Origin of the sequence: Solidesulfovibrio alcoholivorans DSM 5433 (genome assembly GCF_000702665.1) — a bacterium.
Lineage (GTDB): Bacteria > Desulfobacterota > Desulfovibrionia > Desulfovibrionales > Desulfovibrionaceae > Solidesulfovibrio > Solidesulfovibrio alcoholivorans.
Genome location: NZ_JNJA01000012.1, coordinates 12227 through 23640 on the forward strand (window position 1 = coordinate 12227; position 11414 = coordinate 23640).

11 protein-coding genes are annotated in these 11414 nt (G+C 67.9%); 4 read left to right on the forward strand and 7 right to left on the reverse strand.

Annotated elements, in window-relative coordinates; all coding sequences use genetic code 11:
• Positions 1 to 4: 4 nt before the first annotated feature.
• From Q368_RS24095 to Q368_RS0117275, 3 genes are all read right to left on the reverse strand, one after another.
• Entirely contained in the window at positions 5 to 1753 is a 1749-nt protein-coding gene (locus Q368_RS24095; RefSeq protein WP_052360257.1) for a diguanylate cyclase, read from the reverse strand.
• 81 nt (positions 1754 to 1834) lie between these two features.
• Positions 1835 to 3115: a DUF1501 domain-containing protein gene (locus Q368_RS0117270; RefSeq protein WP_029460294.1), complete on the reverse strand. Its 1281-nt coding sequence runs from the start codon at positions 3113 to 3115 to the stop codon at positions 1835 to 1837.
• Positions 3116 to 3235: 120 nt separating this feature from the next.
• A complete protein-coding gene (locus Q368_RS0117275; RefSeq protein WP_052360268.1) occupies positions 3236 to 4744 on the reverse strand; it encodes a DUF1800 domain-containing protein in 1509 nt (502 codons plus the stop codon).
• Between the two features lie 109 nt (positions 4745 to 4853).
• Here Q368_RS0117275 and Q368_RS26690 point away from each other — a divergent pair, with 109 nt between their 5' ends.
• On the forward strand, positions 4854 to 5021 hold the full coding sequence (locus Q368_RS26690; protein WP_169740608.1) for a hypothetical protein: 168 nt from the start codon (positions 4854 to 4856) through the stop codon (positions 5019 to 5021).
• Here the strand turns inward: Q368_RS26690 and Q368_RS0117285 are convergent.
• Positions 5008 to 5391 carry a gamma-glutamylcyclotransferase family protein gene (locus tag Q368_RS0117285; protein WP_029460296.1) on the reverse strand — a complete coding sequence of 128 codons (384 nt, stop codon included), beginning with the start codon at positions 5389 to 5391 and terminating at the stop codon, positions 5008 to 5010. The genes Q368_RS26690 and Q368_RS0117285 overlap by 14 nt on opposite strands.
• Before the next feature lie 110 nt (positions 5392 to 5501).
• The gene (locus Q368_RS0117290; protein WP_029460297.1) at positions 5502 to 6494 is read right to left on the reverse strand and encodes an NAD(P)H-dependent glycerol-3-phosphate dehydrogenase; all 993 of its coding nucleotides are present in this window, start codon (positions 6492 to 6494) and stop codon (positions 5502 to 5504) included.
• Positions 6495 to 6636: 142 nt separating this feature from the next.
• On the opposite strand from Q368_RS0117290, the gene ahbB reads away from it, so the two are divergent.
• The 3 genes from ahbB (at position 6637) to Q368_RS0117305 (ending at position 9043) form a co-directional block, all read left to right on the forward strand.
• Positions 6637 to 7125: a siroheme decarboxylase subunit beta gene (ahbB, locus tag Q368_RS0117295; protein WP_029460298.1), complete on the forward strand. Its 489-nt coding sequence runs from the start codon at positions 6637 to 6639 to the stop codon at positions 7123 to 7125.
• 89 nt (positions 7126 to 7214) lie between these two features.
• Entirely contained in the window at positions 7215 to 7493 is a 279-nt protein-coding gene (locus Q368_RS0117300; RefSeq protein ID WP_029460299.1) for a phasin family protein, read from the forward strand.
• Positions 7493 to 9043, forward strand: a complete 1551-nt coding sequence (locus Q368_RS0117305) for an ABC1 kinase family protein (protein WP_029460300.1) — start codon at positions 7493 to 7495, stop codon at positions 9041 to 9043. The genes Q368_RS0117300 and Q368_RS0117305 overlap by 1 nt, the downstream gene beginning before the upstream one ends.
• 116 nt (positions 9044 to 9159) lie before the next feature.
• On the opposite strand, the gene Q368_RS0117310 is transcribed toward Q368_RS0117305, so the two are convergent.
• Entirely contained in the window at positions 9160 to 10473 is a 1314-nt protein-coding gene (locus Q368_RS0117310) for a phenylacetate--CoA ligase family protein (RefSeq protein ID WP_029460301.1), read from the reverse strand.
• A gap of 2 nt (positions 10474 to 10475) precedes the next feature.
• Complete coding sequence (locus tag Q368_RS0117315) at positions 10476 to 11195, reverse strand: ABC transporter ATP-binding protein (protein ID WP_029460302.1); 720 nt, start codon at positions 11193 to 11195, stop codon at positions 10476 to 10478.
• Between the last annotated feature and the right edge of the window lie 219 nt (positions 11196 to 11414).

The window sequence follows — 11414 nt, forward strand, 5'->3', positions numbered from 1 at the left end:
CCGGTCAGACCGTGACGACCCGGTTGCGTCCCTCCTCCTTGCCCCGATACAGCGCCTCGTCGGCCCGGCGCAGCACGTCGTCGAACTCGTCGCCGGACACCGCCTCGGCAACGCCAGCGGTCACGGTCACGGTCAACCTGACGTCGCGGCAGACGTATGCGACCGCGGCGATGCGCTCGCGGATGCGCTCGAGCATTTTCCCGGCGGACGCCGCGTCCGCATGCGGCAGCACGAACAGGAACTCCTCGCCGCCCCAACGCGCGACCATGTCGTCGGCCCGGACCATTTCGGCCATGTCCGCGCCCAGCCGGCGCAACAGCATGTCCCCGGCCCCGTGCCCGTGGTGGTCGTTGACCTTCTTGAAGAAATCGATATCCAGCACGGCCAGGGCATACACGGCGCCGTGGCGCTGCAATTCCCTGTGGCAGGCGACGGCGAATTCCTCGGCATGACGCCGATTGGGCAGGCCGGTCAGGGAATCCGTGCGCGAAAGCGCCTCCAATTGCCCGTTGAGCGTCTCAAGCGCCTCCTTGGCCGACTGGAGCTCCCTGTTGGAATCGCGGAGTTCGCTGGTACGCTCCCGGACCCGGCGCTCCAGCGTGGCGTTTGCGGTCAACAGGGCGGCCTCGGCCCGCTTGCGCCGCATCCTGTTGGCCACGAGCCCCAGGATGAGGCAGCCTTCCGCCGCGACCAGGACCGTACCGCCGAGCACCAGCCCCCGGTGGGACTCCCACAAGGACGCGGTCCTGAACACCAGACGACTGCCGGCCGGCAACCGCGCGGCGTCCAAGCCGAAATGCTCGAGCATCCGCTGGTCGAAGACATAGGCGCTGGCATCGGGACGAAGCAGCGGCCCGCCCCCGGCAAGATGCCCGTCCAGGGCTTCCAGAATCCGCGCCCCCATGAACCGGCCGAGCTTTGCGACATCATCGACGTATCCCCCCACCATGCCGTCGCCGAGCAGGTGGGCTCCCATGCCGAACACCGGGACCTTGGCCCGCCGGCAGACCTCGCGCAGCACCGCTGCCGGAACAAAGGTCGCGCCCGTAACGTCGCGCGCGACGCGCACGTACAGGATGGCCGCATCGCTTGCGGTGCCGGCGACCGTGTCCAGCATGGCCGCATGGGTCATGTCCGTGGTCAGGACCGTGTCGAGCCGGCCGGCGTATGCGGCCAGGACCGGCGCGATCCTGGCTTCGATGCGCCGCTCCTGCGCCGAGGCGCCAAGGACCACGTACACGGTGCGCGTCGCGGGAAGCAACGCCAGGATCAGCTGCAGGTTCTTCTCGATGTCCGATGCGGTCACGCCCCAGGCGACCTCGGTCATGTGCGGCGGCGGGCGGCGTGCTTCCTCGCTGTCGGCTTCCACGGGGACAAGAAGGGGAACGCCCCGGAAGGACTCCGCCAGGGAGCGCCGATAGAAGGGGACGACGGCATTGTCCATGACGATGGCATCGGGCTTCCACAAGGAATACTTCATGGCCAGATAGGCGGCCGTGTCCGGGAGGTAGGACGGCGACTGCTCGAAGGATGCCAGATCGAGGAATTCCTTGGATACCCGGATGTCATACCGGGCGTCCGACAGCAGCATTTCCTGCAGCCCCTGGTCATACGCCGCGACGGCCGGGTGATCCTGGTTGAAATTGTGCAGGACGAGCACATTCCTGCGCGTCGCGGCGGCGGCGCGTAGCGGAAGGAAATGCGACAGGACGCACAGTGCCGCCGCTAACAAAAAGACGTATCGCGAAGCCATGCTGCCTCGTGGGGTTGTCGCAAGCGCCATGTCGGCACGAATAAAAGCAGGTCGAGGCGGTCGCCGCCGCCTCGTCGAGACTCAGCCCAGGACCTGCGGCGCGCCCGTCGGGGTGAATCCAGGGAAAACGTCGGCCAGCCGCTTCTCGGGCAGGCCCAGGTGGCGCACGGCGATCTGCGCGACGACCTCGCGCCAGTCCGTGGCCACGGCCACGTCGCGCCCGCCCGCCAGGCGATGCGCGGCAAGCCCTGGCCACTCCCCGAGCACCTGCCCCCCGGCCACGGGACCGCCGAGGACGCACATCACGCCGCCCTGGCCGTTGTCCGTGCCGCCAAAGCGGTTCTCCCGCGCGCCGCGCCCGAATTCGCCAAGGGCGATGACGACCGTCTCGTCGAACGCCTTGCCGAGCCCCTCGGTCAGATGGGAAAGCCCCAGCGCCGTCTCGCGCAGCCGGTCGGCCAGATAGCCCTTGGCCCCGCCCTGGCCGGAATGGGTGTCGAAACCGCCCACGGCGAGAAAGGCCAGGGCGGCGTCGCGCCGCTTGGCCAGGTCGCGGCCGAAACGCTCGGCGAATTCCGGGAAGGCCGGGGCGGGAATGGCCCCGGCGCTGGCCTTGACCGATTCCGCAAGCAGCTTGGCCAACGCGTCCTGCCGGTCCTCGCGGCCCTTGGCGAAAGTCTTGGCGAGCGGCTCCTTCCCGGCGTAGAGCCGGGACACGGCGTCGTACAGGGCCTGATCCTCCACGGGCAGTCCCGGCAGCGACGGGCCACGCCCGGGGGCGATCATGTTGTAGTGCGGCGCGCCGGAGTAGATGTCCGACTGGCTCGCCACGAGCATCTGCCCTGCCCCGCCGCCGAGGGCCAGGGACAGGCGGCCGAGCCAGCCCTTGGCCCCGCCGCCCTTGCCCCCCTTGCCAGAAGACGCGCCCCGGGCGAAATCGGCCTGCGCCGGAGCGTGCTGCGCGGCCACGCCGGCCATGCCGCAGGCCGGAATCACGGCCAGCTTCTTTCTTGCATATAATGGGGCCAGGGCGGCCAGGGCCGGATGGAGCAGAAATCCCCGGCCCAGGTCGGTCCCGCCGCAGTCCGGGGCCAGGGCCGTGGTCGGGCGCAGGGCGCGGTAGAGCGGATCGCCAGTCGGCGCGGCCACGGACAGGCCGTCCGGTCCGCCTTGTAGAAAAACCACGACGAGTTGCCGCCCCTCACGCCAGGAAGGCTTGTCCTTGGCCTTGTCCTTCTCCCTGGCCGCGGCCTTGTCCCCGCTCCCGCCCTTTTTCGCGCGCGCGGCAAGCACCGCCCCCGGGTCCGTCAGCCCGGCAAGGCCCAGCGCGGCCAGAAATCCCAGCACCTCGCGTCGTCGCACCGCCCCTCTCCCTTTCCGTGTCCCGCCCGCAGCGTGAAAAGCACTCCCACCACCACGCATGGGGTGGTCCAGGAGGGGCCCCCGGCCCCTCCTGGCCGCCGGAGGCGTCTCCCCTCATAATCAATAGCGCATCGATTCCGGTGCAGCCAGAATAACGGCCGCACCGACCGCGCCGCCGGCTTTCTCCGCGATCCCGCACGTGTGCGCGTCCACGTCCGGGCCGATGGTCGCGGCCAGGGCCTGCGCGGAAGGCTTGTCCGGCTTTACGCCCGGAATGCGCCCGGCGGCGAGGTCGCCGGCAAAGGTCACGCGGCGCACGACCGCATCGGGCTTCAGCCACGCGCCCGAGGCCGTGGCATAGCCTTCCGGGCCGTCGGCGGCGTAAAAGGGCTGGCCAAGGCCAGCCAGGACGCCGGCCAGAGCCGCGGTGTCACCCGGGCCCACGCCGGTGGCGCGCACGGCCGAAACCACCTGCCGCAGGGGCGGCTTGAACCGGTTGCCCATGTATTTGGGATCGTAAAATTCCGGGCTTTGAAAAAGCGCCCGCAGCGTCTCGCGGATGTCGCCGCCGGATTTCGCGAACGCCTCGGCCACGCGGGCGACCAGGGGCGCGGGCGGGTCGTCGGCGAGAAAATACACGGCGAGCTTGCGCGCGATGTTCCTGGCCGTGGCCGGATGCGCGGCCAAAAGGTCCAGGGCGGCCGCGCCCTCGCCGAGCCCCGACCCCTTGATGGGATGGCCGAGCAGCGTCTTGTCCGACGGGTCGTGCAGATCCACGTCGAAATAAAACCCTCCGGAATCGGCCGCGCCCCGCGACGCGCCCACGCGCCAGCCGGTGAGGATGCGGGCCAGGGCCAGGGTGTCGGCGGGCTTTTGCGGCCCGGACGGCCCCAGGGTCTGGTGGGCGAGAAGCATGGCGGCATAGGTCGGGTCGATGGCGTCCTTGGACGGCCCCGCGCCCTGGCGGTGGACCACGTTTTTCCAGTTGCCCCGGGCGATGAGCATGGCCGGATGGCGGGCCGTGGCCGCGAGCAGGTCCGCGAACCGTCCCAGGGCATGGGGCCGGATGGCCTCGCGCTCGAAGGAGCCTTCCCAGAGGCGGGCCAGACCCTTTTGCGCGCCGAGGCTGAAATGCTCGCACCAGAAGGCCACCATGAGCTCGTAGAGCTGCCTGGGCGACCAGATGGCGCGCATGAGCCTGGCCCGCGCCGCTTCCAGGGCCGCGACCTCGGCCCGGTCGAAGACCTGGCGCATGGCGTCGGGCCCGGGCTTGGCGTCGGCGGCCACGGCAGGGCCGTATTCGCGGAAAAGCCGCACCGTATCCATGGATTCGGTGGGCAACGCGGCGAGCTTTTCGGCCAGGACCGGCGGATCGACGAGGTTGTCGGGAGCGAGCTGGGCCGCGATGAAGGCGTCCGCCCCCATGGCCGCGACCCGCTCGAGGCCGCCGGGGGTCGGGCCGTAGGTCAGGCGGGAGACCACGTGCACGATCCTGGGGTCGATACGCCCCGGCTCCTCGGCCGCGCGCGCGGATACGGCCGCCAGCACGAGGCAGGCCAGCGCCAGCACTCCGGCGAGGCCTCCGACGCGGCGAATGCGGCAGTTTCCTGCGGGCGGCATGATGGGCATACCGAAATTGTGCGCGCGGCGCGGCCAAATGTCAATTGCGTCAACACCGCCGGAAAGCAGTGCCTTTCCGCGCAACATCGGCTACGCTTGCGCGCAAAGGGAGGTGACTATGGCAGCGTATGTGAACCAGACCGTGATCAAGTACGGCGTGGGATTCGGCTCGGCCCTGGCCATGTCCGTGTCTTTCGCGCTCAACAAGTCCATTCTCTGGGCCATCATCCACGGCATCCTGGGCTGGATTTACGTCGTATACGCCTTGCTGTTCAAGTCCTACTAGGTTTCCAGGACGCGAAATCGCCCGTGTGGAGCACGCCCTCCCACGGACGGCGGGCGAAATAGACCCAGGCGACGGCCTTATGGCCGCCATCGGCCATGACCAGCGGCGCCAGGGCGCGGCGGTAGACGCGAGGATGGTCTTCCAGGACATCGATGGCGCGAAGCCGGGCCGCGTCCACGCGGTAGACCTCGCCGGTCACGCGGTGACGCGGCTCGTCCGCGACGAGGTAGGGGATGTCGCCGGCCACGTACATGGCGTAGGCGAGCGCGGTCTCGGCCCGGCCCAGGAAAGGGCAGCCGGCCATGTAATGGTGGTTGTGAAAGCCCTGCCGCAGCGTCCCGTACGCGAAAATGTCCCAGTACGCTTCCACCGCGTGCGCGTGCCCCTTCCCCTTTCCGGGGTCGCAATCCCCCCGTCGGGGAGGTCCGGGAGGGGATCATCCCCTCCTGGCCGCCGGAGGCATCTTCCTCTTCTGCTTCCCTATTCGTCCTTCAGGGAGCGCGTCATGAGGTCGCGCACGGCCTGGGCGGGGTCCTTGTCCTTGTAGAGGACGGCGTAGACCTGTTCGGTGATGGGCATTTCGACGCCGAGCTTTTCGCGCAGGGCGTAGGCGGCTTCCGTGGTCTTGACGCCTTCGGCCACCATTTTCATCTCGGCCAGGATGTCGAGGAGCTTCTGGCCGTTGGCCAGGCGCAGGCCGACCTGGCGGTTTCGCGAGAGGTCGCCGGTGCAGGTGAGCACGAGATCGCCCATGCCGGACAGGCCCATGAAGGTCTGGCGTTCGCCGCCCATGGCCTTGCCCAGGCGGCTCATCTCGTGCAGGCCGCGGGTGATGAGCGCCGCGCGGGCGTTGCCGCCGAAGCCCAGGCCGTCGGACACGCCGGCGGCGATGGCGACGATGTTCTTGATCGCGCCGCCGAGCTCCACGCCGCGCACGTCCGTGGAGGTGTAGGCGCGGAAATACGGGGACGAGAGGGCTTCCTGTACTTCCTTGCCGGCTTTTTTGTCCTTGCAGGCAAGCGTCACGGCCGTGGGCATCTCGCGGATGACCTCGTAGGCGAAGGTCGGCCCGGAAAGCATGGCGAAGCGGGGCTTCACGCCGGAAAGCGCGTCCTCGCAGACCTGGGACATGGTCATCAGGCTGTCGAGCTCGATGCCCTTGCTCGCGCAGATGATCACCGGATTTTTCGGCAGGTGCTTGATGAAGCGCTGGTAGGCGCTGCGGATGAACTGGCTCGGCACGGTGAAGAGGAAGTGGCGCGCGCCGTCGGACACGGCCGCCGGATCGGTGCTGACCTCCAGGCCGTCGGCCAGCTTGCGGCCGGGAAGATACCAGGAATTCTCACGCGTCGTGCGGATCTCGTTCATAACCGCCTGTTCGCGCACCCAAAGCCGCGCCTCGTGGCCGTTTTTCGCCAGCAGGTCGGCCAGGGTGGTGCCCCAGCTGCCGCCGCCGATCACCGCGATCTTCATCCGCTTCGCCTCCGCGTCCACTCCGCTTGCACTGGTTTTCCGGCCGGTTCGGCCGCTTCGTGCGGAGTCGCGCCGCTGTTGCCTCTAGCATACAAAGCCGATAGAGACAAAGGCTTTGACGACCACGCAAACGGGAGACGCCATGGGCGCACAGCACGCCGCCACGCCGCTTTCGGACATCGATCGGGAAATCCTCAAACGGGTGCAGGGCTCGCTGCCGGACTCGGCCGCGCCCTACGCCGACATCGCCGCGGCCGTGGGCACGGACGAGGCCCATGTGCTTCGCCTCCTTTCGCGCATGACCGAAACCGGCGAGATCCGCCGCTTCGGCGCGACGCTCAAGCACCAGAAGGCCGGATTCGGGGCCAACGTCATGGTCGCCTGGTACGTGCCGGAAGAGGACGTGGACCGCATCGGCGAGGTCATGGCAAAGCGCCCGGAGATCAGCCACTGCTACCACCGCATCAACTGCCTGGACTGGCCCTACAACCTCTACACCATGATCCACGGCCGCACCCAGGACACCTGCCGGGCCGTGGTCGAAGCCCTGTGCCGCGAGACGGGCCTCGACGACTACGCCATGCTTTTCAGTCTCAAGGAACTGAAAAAAGTCAGCATGCGCTACTTCTAGGACCCGCGCTTTTCCCCATACGGGGATTGACGCCGGGACAACAAACCCCCATATTCCCGTCATAAACCGTCGAAAGGCGAGGTGTTGCGATGAAACCTGTCGATCTGCTCTACATGGGGCTGGGGGCGGCCTTTCTGGCCAAGGACAAGTTCGAGGCGTTCGTGGACGACCTGGAAAAACGCGGCGAGCTTTCCAAGACCGAGGCGCAAAAGTTCCTGGACGACGCCAAGGCGCGGGCCAAGCAGGAAGAAGAAGCCATGAACGCCCGCGTCCGCGAGGAACTGCGCAAGGTGCTCGAAGGCATGGGCCTGGCCACCAAGCAGGACATCGCGGAACTGAAGGCGCTGCTGACGCAAAAGTCGATCTGATGCCGGCCGCCTTGGCCCCGTCGCGGGTCTGGCTGGCCTTCCGGTTCCTGCACACGGTTTTCGTGCTCGTGCGGCGCGGAGAGAGTTTTCTTTTCCTGCGCCCCCTGCCGCCGCGCGAGCTCAAGGCGGCCATCCTGACGCTCGGCGCGAGCTTCATCAAGCTCGCCCAGGTGTTGGCCACGCGCGCGGACTTTTTCACCGACGACTACCTGGCCGAACTGCGGGGCATCCACGACGAAGTGGCCCCCATGCGCGAGGCCGATTTCCGGGAAGCCTTCACCCGGGCCTTCGGTGATGCGCCGCCGTTCGCCAGTTTCGACCCCGCGCCCATCGCCAGCGCCTCCATCGGCCAGGTGCACGCGGCCACGCTCCCGGACGGGCGCAAGGTCGCGGTCAAGCTGCGCCGGCTGGGCGTTGCCAAACGCGTGCGCGACGACATCTTCCTGGTGCGCGCCATGCTCTCCGTGTTCACGCCTTTTTTCTCCCGGGCGACGAAAAATTCCGTGGAAGCCGTGCTGGCGGAATTTTCCGCCATGATCGTCAAGGAAGTGGACCTGTCGGTGGAGCTTTCCAACCTGCGCAAGTTCACCGACGCCTACGGCGACGGGACGGTGCGCTTTCCCGTGCCGGAGCCGGCGCTTTCCAGCGCCGACGCGCTGGTCATGAGCTTCGAGACCGGGCTTCGCATCGACGACAAGGACGCCCTGGCCGCGGCCGGCATCCCCTTCCGCAAGGTCCTCGACGCGATCATCGCCTTTTACATCGAACAGATGCTCGTGCGCGGCTATTTCCACGCCGACCCGCACCCGGGCAACATCCTGGTGCGCGAGGACGGCGGCATCACGCTGCTCGACTTCGGCATGGTCAAACGGCTGCCGGCGGACACGCGCGTGGCCATGATCGAGGTGGCGAAAACCGCCCACGACCGGGAGTACGAGGGGTTCATCAAGGCCTGCAAACGGCTCGGCATCGTCGCGGCCGGGGCCGATCCTTCCGAAATGATGGAATTCGCCGAACGCATGTTCGACATCTTCGGCGACGCGAGCCTGTCCGCCGCGTCCATGCAGGCCCTGGCCTTCTCGGTGCTGGCCTCCATGAAGGACCTGCCCTTCAAGGTGCCGCAGGACGTGGTCTACGTCATGCGCGCAAGCACGCTCATCGAGGGCCTGGGCACCACGTACATCGAGAATTTCAACGGCGTGAAGGATATCCTGCCGCTCCTGCGCAAAAACCTCACCCGGGCCATGGGCGCGGAGGCCGGGCTCTTCCCCACCGTGCGCCAGGAACTGGCCGGGCTGCCGCTGACGCTGCGACGCATGAAAACCGTGCTCCTGGAACTCAGCGAAGCGAGCCTCGCGGTCAAGCTCTCGCCGGAAACCATGGAATACGCGGGCGAGCGGCTGCGGCCCTACCTGCGCAAGTTCGCGCTGGGGATTTTGCTCATCGCCGCCGGCTTCCTCGCGGCTCTGACCGACGTGCCCCACGCCGTGCCCGTGGCCTGGACGCTCTTTGTCGCCGGGGCCGTACGCGTGTGGCTCGCGCTGCGATGAGGAGGGGAGAGAAGAGAAAGATGCCTCCGGCGGCCAGGAGGGGATGATCCCCTCCTGGACCTCCCCGACGGGGGGGCTAACACCTAGGGGCAGGGCTATGGGAGGTTTGTTGCGGGCTAGCGGGCGATGCCGCGGCGGTCCACGACGCGGATGGTCTTGCCTTCCTGGCCCCGGGCGAGGCTGCCCGGTTCCACGAGCTTGACGCCAAGCCCCACGCCGAGTTCCGACGCGAAACGCCGGCCGAGCTTGTCGAGCAGCGCCTGATGTTCGGCCACGCGGTCGAATAAAAGCTCCTCGGTGGGCTCCACCTCGACCAGGGCCTCGTCCAGCGCGCCCTTGCGCTCGAGCACGATGCGGTAGTTGGGCGTGGTGCCCTCCACTTCGAGCAAGATGGATTCGATGCGCGAGGGAAAGACGTTGACGCCGCGGATGATGAGCATGTCGTCGCAACGCCCGACGATGCGGCCGATGCGGCGCATGGTGCGGCCGCACGCGCAGGGGCCCGGGATGATGCGCGTCATGTCGCCCGTGCGGAAGCGGATCATGGGTAAGGCTTCCTTGGTGAGCGTGGTCACGACCAGCTCGCCCTCCTCGCCGTCGGGCAGCGGCTCGCCCGTGGCCGGGTCCACGATCTCGATGAAAAAATGGTCTTCGCTGACGTGCATGCCGGCCTTTTCCAGGCACTCGCCGGCCACGCCCGGCCCCATGATTTCGCTTAAGCCATAGTTGTCCGTGGCTGTGAGCTTCAGGCGGTCCTCGATGGCCGCGCGCATGGCCTCGGTCCAGGTCTCGGCACCGAACAGGCCGAAACGCAGGGACAGGGAATTGACGTTGACGTCCATGGCCTCGATGGTCTCGGCCAGATGCAGGGCGTAGCTCGGCGTGGCCACGAACACCGTGGTACGGTAGTCCTGCATGATCGCGATCTGCCGACGCGTGCCGCCGCTCGATGCGGGAATGACGGCCGCGCCCACGGCCTCGGCCCCGTAATGAAAGCCGATGCCGCCCGTGAAAAGTCCGTATCCGAGCGCGATCTGCACCACGTCGTCGCGACCGGCCCCGGCCGCGACCAGCACCCGGCCCACCAGCCGCGACCAGGTCTTCACGTCGTTTCGCGTGTAACCCGCCACGACCGGCTTGCCCGACGTGCCCGACGAGGCGTGCAGCCGCACGACGTCGCGAAGCGGCACCGCGAAAAGCCCGTACGGATACGCCTCGCGCAAATCGGCCTTGGTAGTGAACGGCAGGCGGCGCAAATCGGCCACGTCGGCGAACGTCTCGGGGTCGATGTCGTGCTCAGCGAAACGCTTGCGATAAAGCGGCACGTTCCTGCCCACGCGCAGCAAGGTCTGCTGGAGCCGCTCCAGTTGCAACTGGGCCAGCTCGGCCCGGTCCATGGCCTCGAATTGCGGTTCGAAACACTCGCGCATGGCTATGCCTCTTTTTCCCGGCCCAGATACGCCCGCCGCACGTCGCGGTTGGCGAGCAGTTCCTCGGACGTGCCGGATAACAGCACCCGGCCGGTCTCCAGCACGTAGCCCCGGTCGGCCACGGCCAGGGCGCTCTTGGCGTTCTGCTCCACCAGCAGCACCGTCAGGCCCTTGTCGCGCCGCAGCGCCGCGACATGGCGAAAAATCTCCTTGCACACCTGCGGCGCAAGCCCCATGCCCGGCTCGTCCAGAAGCAGGCAGCGCGGCCGGGCCATGAGCGCGCGCCCAAGGGCCAGCATCTGCTGCTCGCCGCCGGAAAGCGCCGCCGCCTGCTGCCCGCGACGCTCGGCCAACACCGGAAACATGGAATACAGCTCCTCCATGTCCGCCGCGACCCGACGCCGCTCGAAACAGGAATACGCCCCGAGCAGCAGGTTGTCCTCCACGCTCATGGGGCCGAACACCAGCCGCCGCTCCGGCACCTGGGACAGCCCCAGGCGCACGATGCGCTCGGGCTTCTCGGCGGCGATGTCCTTCCCGTCGAACTCGATCTCGCCGCCGGAGGCGCGCAACACGCCGGAAATGGCCGAAAGGAGCGTGGTCTTGCCCGCGCCGTTGGCCCCGATCAAGGCCACGATCTCGCCCGGTGCCACGTGCAGCGACACCCTGCGCACGGCGTGCACCCGGCCATAGTGGACATCGACATTGCGCAGCGTCAGCATGGGAAGAGGTGCCTCCGGCGGCCGGGGGGGATAATCCCCCCCGGACCCCCTTGTCGGGTCGGCGCGTTGTGCGGGGCTGCAAAGCCAGCCCCGCACAACGCGCCGACCAGGCAAAGGAATCCAGGAGACATTTTCTCACCCGACACGGCTTTCAACTCCATTCTCTTAATGCCTTCAAGAGGCTTTCAAAGCAAAATTCCTTCAAACTCGCCCCGAAGG